We start from the raw sequence: 21,178 nt of genomic DNA, 5'->3' as shown, positions 1-21,178 counted from the left end.
CGACCCGGCTTTAGGGCTAAAAGGGCGGCCAACGCTGCCCCTTTGGCGCGTTTTTTGCTGCTTTTCGTCTGAAAGCGGCCTGTAAACGCCATTTCTTTTGAGAAAGCCCGTCATGAAGCGTGTCGATGCCCACGGATTGAAGATCGCCCCTGTCCTGTTCGATTTCATCGCCAAGGAGGCGACCCCCAAAACCGGGATTTCCCCCGACGCGTTCTGGGCCGGTGTCGCTGGCATCATCAAGAAGCTCGGGCCGAAAAACCGTGAGCTGCTCGCCTTCCGCGACGCGCTGCAGGCCAAGATCGACGGCTGGCATCGCGCCAACAAGGGCAAGCGGATCGACATGAACGCTTACACAGCGTTCCTCAAGGAGATCGGCTATCTCCTTCCCGAGCCGGCTACTCAGAAGGTAGAGACAGCAAATGTCGACGAAGAAATCGGCAAGATCTGCGGACCGCAGCTCGTCGTTCCCCTCACCAATGCCCGCTATGCGCTGAACGCGGCGAACGCGCGCTGGGGCTCGCTCTATGACGCCTTCTACGGCACCGACGCGATCCCGCACGATCCGAGCGAGAGCGGTAAGGGTTACAACAAGGCACGCGGCGACAAGGTGATCGCCAGGGCAAAAGCCTTCCTCGATGCCGCCGTGCCGCTCGCGACCGGCAGCCACACGGATGTGACGTCGTACAGCGTCATCGCCGGCCAGCTCTCCGTGAAGCTGAAGAGCGGCAACGCGACCGCGCTGAAGTATGCTTCGCAATTCGCCGGATATCACGGCGATGCTGCTCAACCTTCCGCGATCCTGCTGGTCAACAACGGCATGCATGTCGAAGTGAAGATCGATCGCAGCCACGCGATCGGCAAGGATGATCCGGCCGGCGGTCGCCGACATGATCCTGGAATCGGCGGTCTCCACCATTCTCGACATGGAAGATTCGGTCGCCGCCGTCGATGCCGAGGACAAGGTGCTGGTCTATCGCAACACGCTCGGCCTGATGAACGGCACGCTCTCGGCCGATTTCGAGAAGGGCGGCAAGACGCTCAAGCGTTCGCTCAATCCCGACCGCGTCTACAAGACGCCCGACGGCAAGGGCCTTACGCTGCACGGCCGCAGCCTGCTGCTGATGCGCAATGTCGGCCACCACATGTTCACCGACGCCGTGCTCGACGAGAAGGGCGAGGAGATTCCCGAAGGCCTGCTCGATGCCGCTGTTGCCGGCCTGCTCGCGATCCATGATCTCAAGGGTTCTTCGAAAACCAAAAACAGCCGCACCGGCTCGGTCTATATCGTCAAGCCGAAGATGCACGGCCCCGACGAGGTCGCACTGACCTGCGAATTGTTCGGCGAGGTCGAAAAGCTGCTGTCGCTGCCGGAGAACACCATGAAGGTCGGCATCATGGACGAGGAGCGCCGCACCACAGTCAACCTCAAGGCCTGCATCCAGAACGCGTCGAAGCGCATCTGCTTCATCAACACCGGCTTCCTCGACCGCACCGGCGACGAGATCCATACCTCGATGGAAGCGGGGCCGATGATCCGCAAGAACGACATGAAGGCGCAGCCGTGGATCAAGTCCTATGAAGACTGGAACGTCGACATGGGCCTGATCGACGGCCTGCCCGGCCATGCCCAGATCGGCAAGGGCATGTGGGCGGCACCCGACAAGATGGCCGACATGCTCACCCAGAAGCTCGGCCACCCGCAGGCCGGCGCGACCACCGCGTGGGTGCCCTCGCCGACCGCGGCCACGCTGCACGCGCTGCATTATCACCAGGTCAACGTGATCGCGCGCCAGCAGGAACTCGCCAGGGGCGGCCAGCGCGCAAAGCTTTCCGACATCCTCACCATTCCGGTGTCGCAGTCGAACTGGGCGCCCGACGATGTGAAGCAGGAGATCGACAACAACTGCCAGGGCATTTTGGGCTATGTCGTACGCTGGATCGACCAGGGCGTCGGCTGCTCCAAGGTGCCCGATATTCACGACGTCGGCCTGATGGAAGATCGCGCCACCTTGCGCATCTCCAGCCAGCATCTGGCGAACTGGCTGGCGCATGGCGTCGTCAGCAAGGATCAGGTGATGGAATCGCTGAAGCGCATGGCGGCCGTGGTCGACAAGCAGAATGCCGGCGACCCGCTCTACAAGCCGATGGCGCCTTCGTTCGACGGCGTCGCTTTCCAGGCCGCCTGCGACCTCGTCTTCAAGGGACGCGAGCAGCCGAACGGCTACACCGAATACATCCTCACCGCGCGCCGCCGCGAGGCGAAGGCGGCAGGCTGAACCATGTCATGATGCCGCGGGTCCGGCAGGAACGTCAGGCGCGGATTGCGGTTGATCGTCATCTCAATACAGGAGGAGATGACAATGGATTGGAACAGGGTTGAAGGCAACTGGAAACAGTTCAAGGGCGCCGCCAAGGAGAAGTGGGGCAAGCTCACCGATGACGATCTCAACGTGATCGAGGGCCGCCGCGAACAACTCGAAGGCAAGCTGCAGCAGCGCTACGGCTTCGCCAAGGACCAGATCCGCAAGGACGTGGACGACTGGTTCCGGACGTTGAAGTAAGGTCACGCTTCGCGAACATCAAAAGCCCCGGCGTTGGCCGGGGCTTTTTTCGTTGGTGATCGGCCTAGAACACGGCGATGTATTTCAATAGCGAGATCACGCCCAGCACGATCACGACAACCCGCGCGATCTGCTTGGCGCGGCCGTCGAGCGGCAGGAGGTTGATGAGATAGAGAACGAGGATAACGACCAGGAACGTGATGAGGATACTGACAAGCATACGTGCCCCCTTCGGCATTCACGGGAAATGTGCTGTTAGCAACTTGTTAACGTGAACGGGCATTGCCGGTTCCATCAGAGGGAACATTGCGTGATCGAAAAACTCCAATCATTTCAGGAACCCTCGTAGTTCTACGAAGCCGTCCTCGTTAAGTCTTTACGGTTCTTCCCCCAAATGGCCCGCAAGCCTTGGGGGAGCGTCCATGTTGAACCGTCTGACCGTATCCGCGCTGCTGAAGACCGTCATCCTCGTCACCTCCTTCTGCGTGGTGGTTGGATTTTCGCTCAACGCCTGGGACTCCTGGGGCCGTTTGCAGGCGGCGAGCCGCATTGCTGTCATCGCCGATGCCTCGGCGAACATCTTCAAGGCGATGCACAATCTGCGCACCGACCGCTCCACGACCAACCGGTTGCTGAATTCCGATGCGCCGATGGACCCCGACATCGAGAAGTATCTGCGCAACATCCGCGACACCGAAATGCCGGCGATGGGCAGCGCGCTCGGCCTGCTCGGCGGCCTTGAATTCGCGCAGCAACAGACGCTCGTGCCGGAATTCGACCGCGTGTTCAAGACGATGGGCACGCTGCAGAAGGAGTTCTGGGAAGCGGTGGCCAAGCCGAAGGCGCAGCGCCGTCCCGAACTGGCCAAGGAATACATGGCTGCGGCGAACGCGATGCTGGAGGTGCTCGAAAAGCTTTCCGGCGCCCTTTCCGCCGCCGTCAATCACCAGGACGCGACCATCGACCAATTGCTGGCGATCAAGCAGATCGCCTGGCTGTTGCGTAACACCGCCGGCGAAGCCTCGCTGATCGTGTCGACCGGCCTCAGCTCCGGAAAGGTCTCGCCGGAGGCGAACCATGCCTACACGAAATATGCCGGCGGCATCGACGCCGCATGGGGCGCGCTGCAACTGACTGCGTCGGGAATGCAGTTGCCGCCGACGATCTCGAGCGCGATCGCCGCGACCAAGACCGCCTATTTCGAACCGTCTTATCTGGCCCTGCGCGACCGGCTGCTGACGCAGATCGCGGCCGGCGAGAAAGCGGAGCTTAACGCCAACCAGTGGACCCCGGTCACGGTCGGGCGTCTCGGTGCCGCTGTCACTGTCGCCGAAGGCGCGCTCGACGCCGCCAAGGATCACGCCGCGCATCTGCGCTTCACCGCCCAGCGTTCGCTGACGATGCAGCTCACGCTGCTGGCCGGCGCGCTGGCGCTGGCGTTCGGCGCCATAACGATCGTCACCCGCCGCGCCATCAAGCCGCTGCACATCATGCGCGACGCCATGCTGAAGGTCGCAGCCGGCGACCTCCATGTCGATACCGGATACGCCGCGCGCCACGACGAAATCGGCGCGCTGGCCGGCGCGCTGGAGACCTTCAAGCAGCACGCCGCCGACAAGGTGCGGATCGAGGCGCAGGAGCGCGAGCGCAATGCCGGCGCCACGGCGCGGCAGCAGGCGATCGAGAGCTATGTCGGCGAGTTCGAGAGCATGGTGCGCCAGACGCTCAGCCAGCTCGGCGACGCTTCCGGCCAGATGCGGACCACCTCGGCCGGCCTGTCGACGATTTCGCGCCAAACCAACGAGCGCGTCCAGGTCGCCGGGAAGGCTTCCGGCGAGGCGTCGATGAGCGTCGAGACCGTCGCTGCCGCGTCGGAGGAACTCAGCGCCTCGATCAATGACATCAGCCAGCAGGCGGCGCATGCGGCCAGCATCGCCAGCCGCGCGGTCGGCCAGGCGCGCAACACCGACGGCACCGTCCAGGGCCTCGCCCAATCGGCCGGGCGGATTGGCGAAGTCGTCGGCCTGATCAACACCATCGCCGCGCAGACCAACCTGCTGGCGCTCAACGCCACGATTGAGGCCGCGCGCGCGGGCGAGGCCGGCCGTGGCTTCGCGGTGGTCGCCTCCGAGGTCAAATCGCTGGCGAGCCAGACGGCGAAGGCGACCGAGGAAATTTCCGAGCAGATCTCCGACATCCAGCGGGTCGCGGGCGAAGCCATCGACGCCATCAAGGGCATCGGCAGCATCATCGGCGAGGTCAACGAGGTCGCGACCGCGATTGCCGCCGCCGTGCAGCAACAGGGCGCCGCGACGCAGGAGATCACGCGCTCGACGCAATTTGCCGCCCAGGGCACCAAGAACGTATCCGACAACATCACCGGCGTGAAGGCCGATGCGGACGCAGCAGCCGCCGCCGCTGAGGATGTGAAGCAGGCTTCCCAGACGCTGGAGACGCAGAGCCAGCAACTCGGCAATCAGGTCACGGATTTCCTCGGCAAGATCCGCGCGGCTTAATAACTTCTCCCCGCTTGCGGGGAGAGGTCGGCGCAACGCGCCGGGTGAGGGGGTACAGGTCTCACGACACTCATCACTCGCGGAGAGAGCCCCTCACCCCGCCCCTCTAAGAGCGAGCTTCGCTCGTCTCGCCCCCGCAAGAGCGGGGCGAGGGAGAAGGGGCAAGCCTTCGCCGCCGCGCTTCACTCCCTCACTCCCGCGCCACGACAGGCACTCGCCCATACTTCGCGCGGACCTTGTCAGAGGCGGGCGAGAAATTCAGTTCGGCGCCGCGTCTGTCGGCGCTGCGGCCTGCGACCAGAAGACCGTTCTCGCCGGCGACGATGTCGCCCTTGCGCAGCGTCGGGTCGTCCTCGATCTTGACCGGCGCCAGACCGACCTGGTCCTTGCCGTTGCAGGTGCAGCCGCTGACGAGTTCGTTGCGATAGCGGAATGCGTTCGGCAGCTCCGAATAGGCCTTGCCGTTTTCGGCGATCGCGTTGTCGATGCTGCTGCCGTAGAACAGCTTGGTCTCGCTCGCCGGGCAGAAGCTGTTGCAGCTGGCCGCGCGGCTCGCATTGTCTGAGGCGGTGACCGGGAAATAGCGCCCGTCGCAGGTCCGCACGCAATACGCCTGGCCGCCGCCTCCACCGTAGCGGACGCGCCCCTCGCCACGCGGCGCGTACACCTGGCCGTCGTCGTTGCCGAACGGCATCTGGATGTAGGGCTGGTGGCGCGGGCGGGCGAACCCGCCGAACAGTTGCGAGAAAAAATCCTGGGCCTGCGCGGCAGGCGCCAGCACCGAAGCGCATATGATCGCGGCTGTCCCCCATGCTACTCGCTTTCCTGATCGCACGCGCATTTTCATCTCCTGCAATACTCCACCCGGCTCAGTTGACTTGCGGCGCCGTCAGGTTCATCGCCTGGCGGCCCGAGGGCGTCGCCGCGACCGGGCGCGGATGCGCGCCGGCTGGACGCGCTACGATGCCGCTCCGGCTATCCCCGCCGCGCGCCATCACCGGCGCGTTCTTCGGCAGCACCACGACTTTCGTTCCGACATCAACCCGGCTGAACAGATCGATGACGTCCTCATTGGTCAGGCGGATGCAGCCCGACGAGACGAACTTTCCGATCGTCGAGGGATCGTTGGTGCCGTGAATGCGGTACTGGCTGGAGCCGAGATACATCGCCCGCGCACCGAGCGGATTGCCGGGACCGCCGGCCATGAAGCGCGGCAGATAGGGCTGGCGCGCGATCATCTCGTGAGGCGGATGCCAGTCCGGCCATTCCGCCTTGCGGCTGATGGTCTGCACCCCGGACCAGGTAAAGCCGTCGCGCCCGACGCCGACGCCGTACCTGATGGCCCGGCTCTGGCCGAGCACGTAATACAGCGTGGTGTTGCCGGTATCGATGATGATGGTGCCGGGCGCCTCCGCCGTACCGAAGGCGACGACGGCGCGGCGAAGCCGCTCCGGCGTCGCGCCCTCGTCGGACGCGATCACCTCATCGCTGGGATAGGCATTCGGCTGGCTGGAAGCGTAGCCAAAGGTCTGCGCGCGCGCATCGCTGGACAATACCGGCGCCAGCAGGACGGCGCTGACGAGAACGAGTGCGCCCGTTACGCGCGACGAAGGCCGGCGATCAAAGGACTGTGTCATGGGACTGCCCCGTTGGATGTGCATCATTGGATGCTCTGCACCAACAAACGCGCCCGGGGGTCGGCAGTTCCGTCGGCAACGTTGCGGCGCAACCTTGTCGGGCGCGACAAAGCTCACACCTCCGCGATTGGAACCCGCGTGTCTGCGCCACGTTGTGGTGCCAGTCCGGATCGCGAGGTCGCGTCTGCCTATGATTGCCGCCTCGGGCGGGGGGAAAACCATTGTGAGCGTCATTCCCACCAAGCCCTCGCCCACCAAGCCTTCGATCGCAAAGCCTTTGGCTTCCAAATCTCCGCCGACAAAACCTTTGCCCGGGGAACGCCAGCTTCCCAACGGGCACGAAGGCACGCCGGCCCACGACAGCAAGGTCGAATTGCCGCCGGTGATCCGCCGCACCGAAGTGGTGGCCATCTGCCTCGTTGGCCTTCTGCTCATCTGCATCATCGCCGGCCTCTATCTTGCCAAGGCGTTCTTTCTGCCGATCACGATGGCCTTCATCGTCGGCACCATGCTGTCGCCGGCTGCCAGTTTCCTCGAACGCTGCCGCATTCCGCGCGCGGTCGCCGCCGTGCTGATCGTGGCGGCCGCCGGCGCCGGGGTCGCCTTCATGGTCGGCCTGATCGCCTCGCCCGCGGTGGAATGGAGCGGCAAGCTTCCGGAGCTCGGGGCAATGCTGAAGGACAAGCTGCACGTGTTCGACCGGCCGCTCATGCTCTGGCAGGAGCTGCAGAGCATGCTCGGCGGTCCCGACACGCTGACGACATTGCATCTGCCCAAGATCGACTGGGTGCAGCCGACAGTGGAATTCCTGTCGCCGACCTTTGCCGAATTCCTGCTGTTCATCGCAACCCTGATCCTTTTCATCGCGAGTTGGCGGGAGCTGCGCCGGGCCTTGATCATGAATTTCGGCGAACGAACGTGGCGGCTGCGGACGCTGCGGATACTCAACGAGATCGAGGAGAATCTCGGCAACTATCTCCTGATGGTGACCACGATCAATGTCAGCGTCGGCATCGTTACCGGCCTGATATGTGCGGTAACGGGCATGCCCAACCCGGCCGGTCTCGGCGCGCTGGCGGCGATCCTGAATTTCATTCCGATCATCGGCCCGGTGGCGATGTTCGCCGTCCTGGTCGTGGTCGGTATCGTCGCGCTCCCCACCATCAGCGCCGGCCTGCTGGCGCCGGCCATGTTCGCGGGCATGACCTTCCTGGAAGGTCATTTCCTGACGCCGATGATCGTCGGCCGCCGGTTGGCGCTGAACGCGCTCGCCGTATTCCTGGCGCTTGCGTTCTGGACCTGGCTGTGGGGTCCGATGGGCGCATTCCTGTCGTCGCCGCTCCTGATCGTCGCGCTGATCGTGAAGGCGCATTTGATGCCGCCGGATTCGCCGCAGCTGCCGGAGGACTAAAGCGGTTTCGCAACGGGAACTTCCCATTCGACGGGGCGTTTGTTCGGCAAATGAATTCAGTACCGGGAGCTTTCGATGTCCGACGCCGCGACGACAAATCTGACGGACAAAGCCACCTATGAACGCCTGGCAAAGGATGTAACCGCCGTGAAAAACGACATCGCAGCCCTGACCGAACAGATCACCGACGCCCTCAACAGTTTTGCCGGCACCGCGACCAAGCAGGCGCGCCGCGGCTACAGGCAGGCGCGCGCCAGCGCAGAACAGGCGGTCGACGATGTGTCCGAGCGCGGCAGCGCGATGATGGACGCCGCCCAGGACGCCGCGTCCTCGATCGAGGAGACACTGGAAGACGCCATCACGCAGCGCCCGCTGGCGACTGTCGCGCTGGCGCTTGGTATCGGCTTTCTGATCGGCGTGACCTGGCGCAGGTAGGTTTGGCGCAGGTAGCTTTGGCGCAAGCAGTTGCAACGCCGAGACTGTTCGATGGCGCGTGCCGGCGAGCCAGACGTCGCGGCGGCGTAGGTATTGAGGCTTGTTTCGTTGACGTCGTTTTCAGATCGAGACTCTCGAATCGAGGCTTGGCCATGTTTCAGCGACTGATCGATGATTTCAAGGAATCGACCGGCACCGCGCTGCGGCTGACTTCGCTGGCGGCAGCGGCGGCCATGGCGCTGCTGGTCACGACCGCCTTTCTGTGCGCGGCCGCCTTCGTGTTCGTGCTGGAGAAATACGGTCCGGTGCAGGCCTGCCTGACCGGCGCCGCCATCTTCTTCGTCATCACCTTGATCGCTGCCGGCAGCTATATGGTGCGCAAGCGGCAGAACGAGGAGCGCGCGAAGCAGGCAGCGAAGATGGCGAAGTCCACCGCGCAGACCGTGCTGTCCGATCCGATGCTGGTTGCAGCCGGCATCCAGGTGATCCGCGCCATCGGCGTCAAGAAGCTGATCCCGATCCTTGCCGTCGGCGGGCTCGCACTGGGATTTTTCGCCAGCCGCGCCAACACCAGCGGCGGTGAAGCCCCGGCGGAGTAGCAAGTCTCCTCCTCGCGAATGCGAGGTAACCGGCATGATGCGGAGAGAGCTGTCATGCCCGCGCAGGCGGGCAGCCAGTACGCCGCGGTGTATCGGTCGGTCAATCATTGACGCCTCTGGAATACTGGATCACCCGCCCCAGTGCGCAATTGCGCACAAGGCGGGTGATGACGACTGAATATGAGGTGGCGCTCTCGCGGCGCATTTGCGCCCGAGGTTTGCATCTTCGTTTGCCCTCTTCGAAATCACCATCCCGAGCGAACGTGAAATGGTGGGCACAGCGCTGGCGCGCCTTTGCCCACCCTCACGGATCTACGGATCCAGGATCGATCAGGTCACGCAGCGGCCGGGCTGAAGCAGCTTGGCGACTTCGGTCAACACGCTGACCGGCGGTTCGCAGGCGATGGCGTTCTTCGATGGGCCGGGCTTGGCGGCCGGCGGCGGCGGACGGTTCCGCACCGCCTCCTGGGCCACGGGAACCCGCACCACCACGGACGTGTCGTCGAGGCCGACGCTCCGGATCGTAATCGTCTCGGTCTGGCTTTGCGCGGCTCGAAGCGCTGCGCGGTCGCCCTTGCCGGTGCGGTTGACGTCGGCTGCGGGTGCGGCCGCGGCGACTTGCCGACGGCCGGCGAGATCATGGCCTGACGCGAACTGGACGGCGCCAAATGCTGCAGTGACGGCGAGAGCGGCTAAAATTGCTTTGAATATCTGTAACATGGCGGTGTGTCCCTCGCCCCATGGCGATCACACAGACAACCCGAGCCGAGCCGAAGGGGGTCCGGCGCTTCTCGATCACTTAACCGTGTTCGGAAAATATCGAAAAATATTTGCGGCACCATGGAACGACTCCGGGGGTTCGGAGTCATCCCGGCAGCCGGTTATTCCCCCTGCCCCATTGACCGGCGACGTAGGGTGCGACCGTGGTGATGCCGGTCGCACCCTGCTTTTTTGGCTGGAGCTTCAGAACCGAAGCTCCAGATTTTTTTGATTCGTTTTCTTCACGCGAACCGGTTCCACTCCGTTCGAAAACGCTATGAAGTCAGCTTCTCAAGATGCCAGCTTTTTCAAAGCGCGTTCCAGCAGGTCCAGCCGGTCCTGGCCCCAGAAGATCTCGCCCGAAGGCAGCACGTAGCTCGGCGCACCGAAGACGCCCGCGCTCAGCGCCTCCTGCGTAAACTTCTCGTACAGCGCGTCGAGTTCGGCGTCTGAAGGCCCGCTTGCGCGCAGCTCCGCAGCGTCGAGACCGGCGCGCTCGGCCGCCAGCGCGATCGTGGTGGGATCGGCGAGCGTTTCCTCGCGTTCCCACAGCGCACGCCCGAGTTCCAGCGACAGCCTGTGGGCATTCTTGCCCTGCAGCTTGGCCGCGATCACCAGGCGGACCGCCGCGGCGTCGTCGCACGGGAAATGCTTCGGCTCGAGATGGATGGGAGCGTTCCGCACCTCGCGCCAGCGCTTTAACTCCATCATCCGATAGGCGCGCCGCTGCGGCGAGCGCTTCGGCAGCGGCAGCCCGCCGGTCTGCTCAAAGATCGGACCGAACTTGCAGGGCTTGATGTTGACGATCGCGCCATTGCGCTCCGCAATCTCGGCGAACGGCGCGCTGCCGAGATAGGTCCACGGCGAGTTGAGCGACAGGTAGTAGTCGATGGTGACCGGCACGCTTTCAGCCCGAGGCGTTGGTGATCTTGTGATCCAGATGACCGGTCTTGTAGTCGCGGCGAAGCTGACTCAGCGATGTCTCGTTCAGGTAAGGCAAAGCCTCGCTCAGCCTGTCGGTTGGGGGATAACCGGCGGCAAAACCTTGCCCGTAAATCTTGCGCAATGTGCCGATGGGTGTAGCGCCGTGCTTGTGGCAGATGTCGCCATCCTGGTTGCGGTGATTGTCGGGAACTGCCTTGCTCATGCCGCTCTCCCTTGTGCCTATCTTGAAACATCCTCCCGCTGGGGCGGAATGGCAATCGTGCACTGCAACCGGGAATTAGAGCGGGCTTGGCTCCAAGCTGACGATGTCCGTCAAACGGACATCACGGTTACGAGCGCCCCGGTCGGGTTGTGGCCTAAGCAGACATGCGGTTCTCGGTCTGTTACCATCTGCCGCCGTTCCAGAGTTGATCCGGGGAATATTGGTCCAAGGGATTTCGCCCATGACCAGAATATCAGCCATCGCCGTGGCGTTCAGTCTTGCTTCGGCAACCCTGTTTTCCAACGAAGCGAGCTACGCTCAAGCCAAGCCCGGCGTGGAGCGGCTCTACATCCTCAATTGCGGCGAAGGCGTTGCTGGCGATATTTCCCGCTGGTCGCCCGGCGTCAACGTCGGGAAGTCCATGGAGTTCGTGGACAACTGCTACCTGATCAAACACAGCCAGGGCTGGCTGCTGTGGGACACCGGCGTGACCGACGCGATTGCCGCCATGCCCGATGGCCAGAAGCCGACGGATGCGCGCGCCACCCATTGGAAACGCCCGAAGACGCTCGCGAACCAGTTCGAGCAGCTTGGCGTCAAGTCCTCGGATATCAAATACGTCGCCGTCTCACACACCCACCCCGACCACGTCGGCAATATCAGCATGTTTCCGCAATCAACGTTGTTGGTGCAAAAGGCGGAATACGAGTGGCCTTCGCCCTTCGCCCGGGCCCTTCAAGCCGGACCATCCGCGGTCAACAAGCTGGAGGGGGATCATGACGTCTTCAGCGACGGCAGCGTGATGCTCATCGCGACCCCCGGGCACACGCCCGGCCATCAATCGCTATTGATCAAACTGCCCAACACCGGCGCAGTCCTGCTCTCGGGCGACGCCGTCCATTTCAGGGATAATTGGGAAAACCGCCGCGTGCCTGACATCAATTTCAACAAGGAGCAGACCTCGGCATCACTGCAGCGGATAGCTGACATTCTCGCCAAGGAAAACGCGCAGCTTTGGATCAACCATGACAAAATGCAACGCGACAGCCTGAAGATGGCGCCGGACTTTTATGAGTGAGGCGGTAATGCCGGTCGCGCCCAGCTTTTTCAGGGTCGGCAGGCCGCTATCGCTTCACCGCCCGCATTTCATCACTCGGCTTCACATCCTGCGACCGACTGTAAATCGTGACCGCGACAATCAGCACCAGCGTCAGCGTCCCGAACAGCGCGCGATAAGCCTCTTCGGTGCGGGCGCCGTTCGCGAGCGGTTCGAACGCGCCGATGATGATGCCGGACAGCGTCTGCATGCAGGCGACGCCGAGCATCACTGACGTGTTCATGGTCGAGATGCCGCGCCCGATCAGGCGATCCGGGAAGATGCCGCGGCCGTGGGTCATCACCATGGTGCTGGAGGCAGAGAAGCACCCTATGGCGATGATGACGGCTATCGGCAGCCAGACTGGCGGGTGGGAAAACAGCGCCAGGATCGCCAGCAGGCAAACGATCACCAGCGTGCCGCCGATCGCTATACCCTTGCGGGTGTCGAGCCGGCGGTCGAGCGGGCCGAAGGTGAGCATGCCGGCCTGGTAGGCGATCACGGCGAAGAGCAGGACATTGCCGGCCGCGATCGGGCTTAGGCCATGCACCTCGCGCAGGAATGCGCCGCCCCACAAGCCCTGTACGGTGAAAGTGCAGGCGTAGTTGCAGAAATTCAGCGCGAGGATCGGCTTCAGGCGCGGGTTGCGCAGCACCTCGATCAGGCCGTTGAGCATCTCGCCTGATGGTTCCACCTTGCGGCTCAGGAAGGGATGACCGGATGGCGCGTCGCGCACCACCAGCCAGATCGCAATCGTCGCCAGTGCGGTGAATACGACGACGGCGCCGAACACCGCCCTCCAGCCGACCGCCTGCGATGCCCAGGCGAGCGGCGTGGTGGCGGCGAGATTGCCGAGCAGGCCGATGGACAGCACCATGGCTGTCAGCGTGGAAAAGCGGTCCGGCGGAAACCAGCGCGAGATCACCACCATGCTGCCGATCAGCATCACGCCGCAGCCGGCGCCCATCAGCGCCCGGCCGGTCAACAGCATCGGCCAGCTCGGCGCCAGCGTGAACGTGGCGCCGCCGAGGCTCGCGACGACGAGCATGCCAACCACGGTGTAGCGCGGCCCGAACCGATCGAAGAAGAAGCCGCAGGGAATCTGCATCGCGGCGAAACCGAAGAAGAACGCGCCGGTCAGCGCCCCCAGCGCTTCCGGCCCGATGGCGAGATCGCGCATCAGGTCGAGACCGATGGTGACGTTGGAGGCGCGGAAAAAATGGCTGGCGACATAGGCGGTGGCCAATGTCGCAACGATGATCAGGCCCCGGCGGTGGGGGAAAGGCCGCGCGGCAGACTGCATCGGCGAAGGGACGTTCCCGTTTCTTTTGTTGTTGCTAGCGGCGAGCCTATGCGGGCGTGGAGAGCAGTTCAACAAGCAATCCGCCCATCACGCCTTCTGCGAGGCCAGCGTTACGCCGCCGAGTTATGCGCAGGGAATGGAGGTCGAGCGATCAACCTGCCTTGCAATCAACCGGAACGCGAATATGATCCGGCGCGTTGGAAATCGAAGGTTCTCTATGTTGCGCCGGATCAGCCTTATTGCACTGCTCATCGCTATCGCTATGGCTGGTAATGCGCAGTCCGGCACCGTCGAGGAATGGAGCAAACAGATCTCTGCCCAGTTGGAGAACGGCAAGCGTTTTCCACGGGCAGCATTGGACCAGCGCGGCACCGCCAAGGTCGGCTTCGTCCTGGACCGAAACGCCGGACTGGTTTCTCACTGGCTGGTGGAAAGTACGGGCAATCGCGCGCTCGACGAAGAAAGCCTGGCGATCGTCGAACGTGCCCAGCCCTTTCCGATACCTCCGCCGAACCTGAAAGAAGATGATCTGAGATTTGCAATCGCATTTATTTTTGCGAACCGGCCCAATATTTTCGCGAACCAGCCCTCGTCCTGGGAGCAGGGGGAGGCCAAGCTGAAGGCTAAAGTGGACACCATCTGCCGCGGCTGTTGAGCCGCGTCAGCGCGCCAATCCGCCCATCACGCCTTCCGCAGCGCAAGCGTCACCCCTCCGAGCGTGAGCACCATCGCCACCACTTCGCGCAGGCCGAGCGGCTCGCCCAGAATCAGGGCCGCCGAGATCACGCCGATCAGGGGGACCAGCAGCATGCCGGTCGAGGCCGATGACGGCGGCAGGCGGTGCAGGGTCTCGAACCAGGTGAGATAGCAGAGGCCCATCGGCACCAGCGTCATGTAGATGAAGCAAGCGAAGCCCTGCGCTGTGAGCGCGCCATAGTTCGGCTGCTCGAACGCAACGCCGAGGACCAGCATCACAAGGCAGCCGAGACCGACCTGCCAGGCGACCACGACCAGCGGCGGCATCGGCAAGGCCACGCGGTTGAGGATGTTGCCGATCGCAAACAGGATCGCCGCGGAAAACAGCAACGCGATCCCGATGATCCGTCCGCTGTCGAAGGAAAATCCATCGCCGCCCAGCAGCACGGCGATGCCGCCGACGCCGAAGACAAGGGCTGCGATATCCACCAGCTTCGGCCGGATGCCGGCCAGTGGCCATGCCAGCAGCGTAGCCCAGATCGGCATGGTGTAGACGATCAGCGCGCCTTCGCCGACGGGTACGAACTTCATCGCCACCGTCGAAAATCCCATCCAGGCAAAGACGTTGGTGAAAGACGCGAACAGCAGCCGCGGCACCGCCTCGCGCGGGACTTCAAGCGGTTGCCCCCTCGCCTTCGCGATTCCAAACAGAATGAGCGCGGCGGCGACGCCAGCGAGCCCCCGGGCGAACAGCGGCGGCCACTGTTGCAGCAGCAGCTTCATCAGCGGCCAGTTCAGCGCCCACCCGAAGGCCGTGACGCCAAGACAGAGAAATCCGATCCATTTGCCGCGCCGCGCCGCATCCATGCTGCTTGCCTAGCAGCTTGGAACCGGTAGCTCCATGGTCAGCTCGCGCAAGGCTCTTTTGCGCGAAAAAAAATCCGGCGCGCTGATGGAGCACGCCGGATAAGTCCGACCAGCTTTCAAACCGAGCTGGTGGCCCGAGCCAGGGGGAGGACCTGGCCGCGAACAGGGTGTCGTTCGCAATCGCCAGTCCCGGAGTTGCGAAGTCTTCGGGATCGGCGGTCGAATCAGGAGAGATGATACCGCCGGCGTCGCAAGCCGGAGGTGATCTGGTTCACATGGCGCGCGCACGCCGTCAGGAATTCTGCTTCGCGAGCTCATTTCCATTGACCGTTGCGCGCGACGAAAATTGCAACGGTTGCTGGCGAATCTCGCGTTGTGCCGGCCGCTCGGCCGGATCGCGCCCGAGCTTCGGCTTCAATTCCGCAAGATCAAGGAAAACGTCGGCCTGACGCCGCAATTCGTCAGCCACCATCGCCGGCTGGGTGGCCAATGTGGAGACCACGGTAACGTGCACGCCGCGGCGCTGCATTGCCTTCAGCAGCGGGCGAAAATCTCCATCACCCGAGAACAGAACCATTGCGTCGATACGATCGGCGAGCTCCATCGCATTGACGGCAAGCTCGATGCTCATGCTGCCCTTCACCTTGCGGCGGCCGCCGGCGTCGACGAATTCCTTGGTGGGCTTGGTGACGACGGTGTAGCCGTTATAGTCGAGCCAATCGACCAGGGGACGGATGGATGTATATTCCTGATCCTCGACAATCGCGGTGTAATAGAAGGCCCGCAATAGCGTGCCGCGGTCCTGGAATTCCCTGAGCAGGCGCCTGTAGTCGATGTCGAAACCGAGCGCTCTGGCGGTCGCGTACAAATTGGCGCCATCGATGAAGAGAGCCGTTCTGGCAGATGGTGACATCACAATGACCTCTCATTCAAAATACGCGGGGCCGAGCATCCACACAGGCTTTGCCCGCAGGCCGATGGGCGCCGAAATTGACCGAGGTGACGAGGCAGGCGGCGCCGACGACCGGGAGGAAAGATCGACGATGCGCAGGCAATGCGAGAACGGACATCCTGCCTCGACGTGCCGACGTTAGGATCTCTGGGCGCCATGCTCAATTGTACCGAGGTAAATGGCCGACATCGAAACGGATGAACCGACTATACGAAGGTTTATGAGCCCGGCTGTTGCCGTGGCGGAACCGGGCATGGGCAGCGTATTGGCAAACGGGCGGCCCTTCAAGGAACGGAGGACTCATCCGTTCCTACCCCACGTCATTTACTGGTTCCCTGCCGCCTGCCGCCTGCGACACGACAAGAAAAATCCGGCGCGCAGTGGGGCGCGCCGGATCATTGCAACTTTACGCTACGACGCCTTTAGCTAGCCGGTGGCGGCCCGCGGGGAGCGGTTGCGCGAGTTGCGCTGGAAGAACAGCGCCTGGCTCGCGACCGCGGAGACCATCGCGGGCTGGAACGGCTTCGAGATCAGGAACGCCGGCTCGGGGCGCTCGCCGGTCAGGAAGCGTTCGGGGTAAGCGGTGATGAACACCACCGGCACCTCGAACACGCGCAGCAACTCGTTGACCGCATCCAGGCCCGACGAGCCGTCGGCGAGCTGGATGTCGGCGAGGATCAGGCCGGGCTTCTTGTTCTTGGCAAGAGCCACCGCATCGGCATGGGTGCGGGCGACGCCGATCACGTTGTGGCCGAGGTTCTTCACGAGGCTCTCGAGGTCCATCGCGATGAAGGTCTCGTCCTCGATGATCAGCACATCGGTGGCGATTTCCGCCGCCATCTCGCGGCCGGCGGTATCCGTCAACTGCCGGGTCTCGGCGATGTCGGTGTTGAGAATGAACGCCACCTCCTCCTCGGAGAAGCCTTCGAGGGAGAGCAGCAGGAACGCCTGCCGCGGCAGCGGCGTGATGTTCGACAGCCTGCGCTCCGGCGGCAGCGCCAGCGTCGCGACATCAGGGTTGTCGTTGAGCGAGACCGAGTTCCAGATCTGGGTGAACAGCTTGAACAGCCCGGCGCGCGGGCCATGCCGTTCGTCCAGCAGCGAGCCGTCCTGCAACAGGGCCTCCAGCATGGCGGCCACATAGGCATCGCCCGAGGCCTGGTTTCCGGTCAGCGCACGGGCATAGCGCCGCAACAGCGGCAGATGTTCAGCAACAAGCTGTGATCGGGACATCCCCATTCCATCCTTATCTTGGGCCGTATCCTTGGCCGTACTATTTAGGGTCTCAGCCGGGCGGACGTAACCAGAGGCGCCGCCTCGGACGTCAAATTTAGGTTCGGCGGGGGGAACCCGGTTCCCCTGTCACCCCCCGACTACTCGCAGGGGACAAAAAAGTTCCAGAAAAAGTTCCAGGATTTCGGAACCTTCCGCACATATTCGCATTAGCCCTTGTCCTTTAACGCGGCGGCTAGGCCCAATTTCGAGGTAACCTCTTGAAACCACAGAGACTTAACTCTCGGGGAAGCGTGGATCAGACCATGAAGGAAGTAAAGAAGCAGGGCGGGCTTAACGCCGAGATTCAATCCAGGATCGGGCACCAGCTCCGCGCCATGTATGACGACGTGGTCCGACAAGGTGTGCCGGATCGCTTTGCAGAGCTGATCCGGAAGCTCGATGGGCCGGAAGCGGCGGCGGCCCAGATCGACGAAACAGCAAAAAATGACGGGAGGGACTAATGCCTCTCACAGACTCTCTTCGCGACGACATTTTGGCGTCGGTACCCAGCCTGCGCGCGTTCGCGATCTCGCTCTCAGGCAATGGTGATCGTGCGGACGACCTGGTTCAGGAGACGTTGCTACGCGCCATTGCCAACATTGACTCGTTCCAGCCCGGCTCGAACCTGCCGGCTTGGCTGTTCACCATCTTGCGCAACCTTTTCCGCTCGGACTACCGGAAGCGGCGGCGCGAGGTGGAGGACGCCGAGGGCAATTACGCGAAAACCCTGAAGACCCAGCCGGCGCAGAACGCGCATCTGGAATTCGAGGAGTTTCGCACCGCGCTCGACAAGCTGCCGCAGGACCAGCGCGAAGCGTTGATCCTGGTCGGCGCCTCCGGCTTCTCCTATGAGGACGCCGCCGCCATCTGCGGCTGCGCGGTCGGCACTATCAAGAGCCGCGTCAACCGCGCCCGCTCGAAACTCTCCGCGCTGCTCTATGTCGATGGCGCCGAGGATTTCGGACCGGACGAGACCGTGCGCGCCGTGATCGGCGGCAACGGCGGCTGATGACGCTATCGCAATGACACGAAAAGGCGGCCCGCGTGGCCGCCTTTTTTGTTTCGTCGCCGTTTGCCCGCCCCACGATTTATGTGTTGTGGAAAGAGTGTGTGCTACCTCACCGGCCGCACCGGTGCGGAAATCTGCTCGGTGCGGTCGCGCTCGGTCATGTCGACGACGGTGACCATCGGCGCGGTGAGTTCGTAGACGTAGCTGACGTCGGTGAAGTAGCGCTTCGCGGTGCCGCCGAGCGCTTCGGGCGCGACGCGGTCGAGCAGGATGAGGCCGAAATCCGAATCTTCGCGCCGGGTCGCCGCGCTGGTGTTGAACTCTTCCCAGCGGAAATGAAAGACCGTGTCCGGCTCCTCGCCCGAGATTTCCCAGTTGGCGACGATGTGCGGGTGCTTGCCGACCAGCGACAGACCCTCGTCGGAATGCGACGCCAGTTCGAAGAACAACAGCGAGAGCGATTGCGCGGCGCGCGCGCTGACGGCGATATCCGGACCGTTGACCACGATGCGGTCGGCATGGGGGATCGCGCGCGACTCGAACAACCCGCGGAGCTTGACGCCCTGCCACTGGCTTTCGCTGAGCAGCGTCACCACGTTCGACATCGCATGGATGCGGCCGATCAGAAGCTCGCGCGACACATCCATGTCGGAGCCGTGGCGCAGCGTGCGCGTCACGATCGACTGGATCACGGCGAGGATGTTCTTGACCCGGTGGTTGAGCTCGTCGATGACGGCGGTCAACCGCCGCTCGAAACCGATGCGGACCTGGATCTCGCGGCTGAGCCGCAGATTATTGTAGGCGACATAGCCGAACAGGCCGCAGACGATGCCGGTGAGCGCGAAGCCGATGGCCGCCACGATGATCGCCGTCTGCTGCGCGCGCTGTACGGCGTTGTTCTTGGCGTAGTAGCCGAGCGACCAGTCGCGGCCGCCGAACGTCACCGTCCGGACCACCGACGGCAACGGATCGCCCTGCCTCACCTCCCGCAAGGTGATGACGCCCTGGTCGTTGGCGACATATTCGTCGCTGGCGTCATCGGGGTCCTTCAGCACCACCGAAAACAGCGAGCGGTCGTCGTTGGTCAGCATCAGCGGCGCCAGTTCGTAGGAAAAGGTAACGAAGCCGGCCGGCTCCGCGCTGCCTTCCTTCAGAATGGCGGAGGCCAGCACGATGCCGATCGGCCCGTTCTTCCGCAGCAGCGGTATAGGGTCCGACGCCACCGGCTTGCCGGTCTCCGCCGCCTTCGCCAGCATCGGCCCGATCACCGAATGCCGGTCGTAGGCGCGGCCCGGAAAGCCCAGCGTATCCGCGCTGCGCGGTTCGAGGTCCATCAGGACGTCGAGCGGCTTGTCGATCGCCTTGATGTCGAGCGGCTTGTCGTCAAAATCGCGGATCGTCGGATTGGTGAAGCCGGCGCTCTTCAGCTCCGCCTGCGCCACGACCAGATCGCCGGGCTTGAGTCGCGCGATCCAATTCGCGATCACGAAATCGGTCTTGAAGGCATAGATCGCCGACCGTAGCGGCTGCAGCATATTGGCCTTCACCGCCGACGGCGCGCGAAACAATCCGGATGCAACGCGTGCGAGCAACTCGCGCTCGGTCAACCGGTCCTGCACCAGGCTGGCATGGACATCGATCGCGCGCGAAAGCGCGATGCCGTCGATCGCCAGTTCCTGGTCGTGGACGCGATAGGCCGCGAGACCGGAGAGCAGAATTCCGATCAGTGCGATGAAGCCGATAATGAAGCCCAGCCGAACCACTCGTTTACTCGGGAATGACGTGTTGGCGAAGACGTATCGGAAGCATCTTTGGGTCTGCCGGGGCAGAGACACATGGCAATAGCGCGAAGGCCAACCGCAGCGAATATGACGGAGCGTTCATCAGCACGCAACTGACAGGTTGGCAGCGAGGTAAACAACACGGCCGCCGTTAACGCTGATTTGGCGGGGCCAGAGGTTGATAATCTGACAGTGCCGATTTGGTTCCAGCGAGGGCGAGCAAATCCGAGGGCTACGGGGCCGAGCGAATATTAATGTTAACGCACCGCCCAGCCCGACCGCTCGCCTGACGGCTTGTCCGGCCGCTTATCCGCCTGGCTCGGCCGTTTGCCTTTATCCTGGCCTACCCGGCCTTGGCCTTGGCGGCCGGGCGCAGGCCGCCCTTGGTTTCGATGAAGCCGATGATGCGATCGAGCCCCTCGCTCTTCTTCAGGTTGGTCATCACGAACGGCCGCTCACCCCGCATCCGCTTGGCGTCGGTCTCCATCTTCTCGAGCGACGCCCCGACATGCGGCGCGAGGTCGATCTTGTTGATCACGAGCAGGTCCGAGCGGGTGATGCCCGGCCCGCCCTTGGAGGGGATCTTGTCGCCGGCGGCGACGTCGATCACGTAAATCGTGAGATCGGCGAGTTCAGGCGAAAACGTCGCGGCGAGATTGTCGCCGCCGGATTCGATCAGCACCAGGTCGAGATCGGGAAATTTCGCGCGCATGTCGGCAACGGCGGCGAGATTCATCGAGGCGTCCTCGCGGATCGCGGTGTGCGGGCAGCCGCCGGTCTCGACGCCGGCGATGCGATCGGGCGTCAGCGAGCCCGAGCGCACCAGAAACTCCGCATCCCATTTGGTGTAGATGTCGTTGGTGATCGCGGCGATGTCGTAGCGCTCGCGCATCGACTTGCAGAGCAAGTCCATCAGCGCGGTCTTGCCGGAGCCGACGGGACCGCCGATGCCGATCCGGAGCGGGCCGTGAGAATTAGACATTTGCGCAGCTCTCTCTGTTTTCGTCGTCCCTGCCTAGTGCGCAATTGCGCACGGGCGCAGGGACCCATACCGTGATCTATCAATAAGGCAGAACTGTCGACGCCGTTTGTAACAACCGAAGCCGGTGGTTATGGGTCCCTGCGTTCGCAGGG

The 21,178-nt window shown here is 63.4% G+C and carries 22 protein-coding genes and 1 pseudogene; 11 read left to right on the top strand and 12 right to left on the bottom strand.

Going from position 1 to position 21,178, the window contains the following annotated elements; genetic code table 11:
* The first annotated feature begins 112 nt into the window (after positions 1 to 112).
* Both V1293_RS28150 and V1293_RS28145 read left to right on the top strand, forming a co-directional pair.
* Positions 113 to 2,276, top strand: a pseudogene (locus V1293_RS28150) (malate synthase G).
* A gap of 84 nt (positions 2,277 to 2,360) precedes the next feature.
* Positions 2,361 to 2,561 carry a CsbD family protein gene (locus V1293_RS28145; RefSeq protein ID WP_334514025.1) on the top strand — a complete coding sequence of 67 codons (201 nt, stop codon included), beginning with the start codon at positions 2,361 to 2,363 and terminating at the stop codon, positions 2,559 to 2,561.
* A gap of 64 nt (positions 2,562 to 2,625) precedes the next feature.
* On the opposite strand, the gene V1293_RS28140 is transcribed toward V1293_RS28145, so the two are convergent.
* Complete coding sequence (locus V1293_RS28140) at positions 2,626 to 2,781, bottom strand: Thivi_2564 family membrane protein (protein ID WP_334514023.1); 156 nt, start codon at positions 2,779 to 2,781, stop codon at positions 2,626 to 2,628.
* A gap of 202 nt (positions 2,782 to 2,983) precedes the next feature.
* Here V1293_RS28140 and V1293_RS28135 point away from each other — a divergent pair, with 202 nt between their 5' ends.
* A complete protein-coding gene (locus V1293_RS28135) occupies positions 2,984 to 5,077 on the top strand; it encodes a methyl-accepting chemotaxis protein (protein ID WP_334514021.1) in 2,094 nt (697 codons plus the stop codon).
* A gap of 190 nt (positions 5,078 to 5,267) precedes the next feature.
* Here the strand turns inward: V1293_RS28135 and V1293_RS28130 are convergent, their stop codons facing one another.
* Together V1293_RS28130 and V1293_RS28125 are read right to left on the bottom strand one after the other, a co-directional pair.
* Positions 5,268 to 5,918: a DUF2865 domain-containing protein gene (locus V1293_RS28130; RefSeq protein ID WP_334514019.1), complete on the bottom strand. Its 651-nt coding sequence runs from the start codon at positions 5,916 to 5,918 to the stop codon at positions 5,268 to 5,270.
* Between the two features lie 28 nt (positions 5,919 to 5,946).
* Positions 5,947 to 6,714, bottom strand: coding sequence for a L,D-transpeptidase (locus tag V1293_RS28125; protein ID WP_334514017.1), 768 nt, complete (start codon positions 6,712 to 6,714; stop codon positions 5,947 to 5,949).
* 277 nt (positions 6,715 to 6,991) lie between these two features.
* Between V1293_RS28125 and V1293_RS28120 the strand changes: the two genes are divergently transcribed.
* From V1293_RS28120 to V1293_RS28110, 3 genes are all read left to right on the top strand, one after another.
* Entirely contained in the window at positions 6,992 to 8,125 is a 1,134-nt protein-coding gene (locus V1293_RS28120; protein ID WP_442894377.1) for an AI-2E family transporter, read from the top strand.
* 75 nt (positions 8,126 to 8,200) lie between these two features.
* Positions 8,201 to 8,560 (top strand): DUF883 family protein, encoded by a 360-nt coding sequence (locus V1293_RS28115; protein ID WP_334514015.1) that lies wholly within the window; start codon positions 8,201 to 8,203, stop codon positions 8,558 to 8,560.
* Between the two features lie 152 nt (positions 8,561 to 8,712).
* Positions 8,713 to 9,159 (top strand): hypothetical protein, encoded by a 447-nt coding sequence (locus V1293_RS28110; RefSeq protein WP_334514013.1) that lies wholly within the window; start codon positions 8,713 to 8,715, stop codon positions 9,157 to 9,159.
* Between the two features lie 330 nt (positions 9,160 to 9,489).
* Here V1293_RS28110 and V1293_RS28105 read toward each other — a convergent pair whose 3' ends face one another.
* The 3 genes from V1293_RS28105 to V1293_RS28095 all read right to left on the bottom strand — a co-directional run bounded on the left by V1293_RS28105 (position 9,490) and on the right by V1293_RS28095 (position 11,065).
* Positions 9,490 to 9,879 carry a hypothetical protein gene (locus V1293_RS28105; RefSeq protein WP_334514011.1) on the bottom strand — a complete coding sequence of 130 codons (390 nt, stop codon included), beginning with the start codon at positions 9,877 to 9,879 and terminating at the stop codon, positions 9,490 to 9,492.
* Positions 9,880 to 10,209: 330 nt separating this feature from the next.
* Positions 10,210 to 10,821 (bottom strand): 2-hydroxychromene-2-carboxylate isomerase, encoded by a 612-nt coding sequence (locus V1293_RS28100; protein ID WP_334514009.1) that lies wholly within the window; start codon positions 10,819 to 10,821, stop codon positions 10,210 to 10,212.
* A 4-nt stretch (positions 10,822 to 10,825) separates the two neighbouring features.
* On the bottom strand, positions 10,826 to 11,065 hold the full coding sequence (locus tag V1293_RS28095) for a hypothetical protein (RefSeq protein ID WP_334514007.1): 240 nt from the start codon (positions 11,063 to 11,065) through the stop codon (positions 10,826 to 10,828).
* A 241-nt stretch (positions 11,066 to 11,306) separates the two neighbouring features.
* Here V1293_RS28095 and V1293_RS28090 point away from each other — a divergent pair, with 241 nt between their 5' ends.
* Positions 11,307 to 12,143, top strand: a complete 837-nt coding sequence (locus V1293_RS28090; protein ID WP_334516947.1) for an N-acyl homoserine lactonase family protein — start codon at positions 11,307 to 11,309, stop codon at positions 12,141 to 12,143.
* A 46-nt stretch (positions 12,144 to 12,189) separates the two neighbouring features.
* Here the strand turns inward: V1293_RS28090 and V1293_RS28085 are convergent, their stop codons facing one another.
* The gene (locus tag V1293_RS28085) at positions 12,190 to 13,407 is read right to left on the bottom strand and encodes an MFS transporter (protein ID WP_334514005.1); all 1,218 of its coding nucleotides are present in this window, start codon (positions 13,405 to 13,407) and stop codon (positions 12,190 to 12,192) included.
* On the opposite strand from V1293_RS28085, the gene V1293_RS28080 reads away from it, so the two are divergent.
* Complete coding sequence (locus V1293_RS28080) at positions 13,400 to 14,119, top strand: TonB family protein (protein ID WP_334514002.1); 720 nt, start codon at positions 13,400 to 13,402, stop codon at positions 14,117 to 14,119. The genes V1293_RS28085 and V1293_RS28080 overlap by 8 nt on opposite strands.
* Before the next feature lie 26 nt (positions 14,120 to 14,145).
* On the opposite strand, the gene V1293_RS28075 is transcribed toward V1293_RS28080, so the two are convergent.
* Entirely contained in the window at positions 14,146 to 15,027 is an 882-nt protein-coding gene (locus tag V1293_RS28075; RefSeq protein WP_334514000.1) for a DMT family transporter, read from the bottom strand.
* A 292-nt stretch (positions 15,028 to 15,319) separates the two neighbouring features.
* On the bottom strand, positions 15,320 to 15,940 hold the full coding sequence (locus tag V1293_RS28070; protein ID WP_334516945.1) for a LabA-like NYN domain-containing protein: 621 nt from the start codon (positions 15,938 to 15,940) through the stop codon (positions 15,320 to 15,322).
* A 217-nt stretch (positions 15,941 to 16,157) separates the two neighbouring features.
* Between V1293_RS28070 and V1293_RS28065 the strand changes: the two genes are divergently transcribed.
* Positions 16,158 to 16,409: a hypothetical protein gene (locus tag V1293_RS28065; RefSeq protein WP_334513998.1), complete on the top strand. Its 252-nt coding sequence runs from the start codon at positions 16,158 to 16,160 to the stop codon at positions 16,407 to 16,409.
* Here the strand turns inward: V1293_RS28065 and V1293_RS28060 are convergent.
* On the bottom strand, positions 16,406 to 17,212 hold the full coding sequence (locus tag V1293_RS28060) for a response regulator (RefSeq protein WP_334513996.1): 807 nt from the start codon (positions 17,210 to 17,212) through the stop codon (positions 16,406 to 16,408). The genes V1293_RS28065 and V1293_RS28060 overlap by 4 nt on opposite strands.
* Before the next feature lie 305 nt (positions 17,213 to 17,517).
* Here V1293_RS28060 and V1293_RS28055 point away from each other — a divergent pair, with 305 nt between their 5' ends.
* The gene (locus V1293_RS28055; protein WP_057838541.1) at positions 17,518 to 17,715 is read left to right on the top strand and encodes a NepR family anti-sigma factor; all 198 of its coding nucleotides are present in this window, start codon (positions 17,518 to 17,520) and stop codon (positions 17,713 to 17,715) included.
* Positions 17,715 to 18,263, top strand: a complete 549-nt coding sequence (locus tag V1293_RS28050; RefSeq protein ID WP_108514290.1) for a sigma-70 family RNA polymerase sigma factor — start codon at positions 17,715 to 17,717, stop codon at positions 18,261 to 18,263. Before V1293_RS28055 ends, V1293_RS28050 begins: the two co-directional genes overlap by 1 nt.
* A gap of 104 nt (positions 18,264 to 18,367) precedes the next feature.
* Here the strand turns inward: V1293_RS28050 and V1293_RS28045 are convergent, their stop codons facing one another.
* Both V1293_RS28045 and ureG read right to left on the bottom strand, forming a co-directional pair.
* Complete coding sequence (locus tag V1293_RS28045) at positions 18,368 to 20,026, bottom strand: CHASE domain-containing protein (RefSeq protein ID WP_334513994.1); 1,659 nt, start codon at positions 20,024 to 20,026, stop codon at positions 18,368 to 18,370.
* 361 nt (positions 20,027 to 20,387) lie between these two features.
* Entirely contained in the window at positions 20,388 to 21,026 is a 639-nt protein-coding gene (gene ureG / locus V1293_RS28040; RefSeq protein WP_334513992.1) for an urease accessory protein UreG, read from the bottom strand.
* Between the last annotated feature and the right edge of the window lie 152 nt (positions 21,027 to 21,178).

The sequence above is a fragment of the Bradyrhizobium sp. AZCC 1693 genome (genome assembly GCF_036924745.1).
Classification (GTDB): Bacteria; Pseudomonadota; Alphaproteobacteria; order Rhizobiales; family Xanthobacteraceae; genus Bradyrhizobium.
The sequence above is the reverse complement of the archived record's forward strand: the minus strand, read 5'-3'. Positions and strand labels throughout refer to the sequence as shown.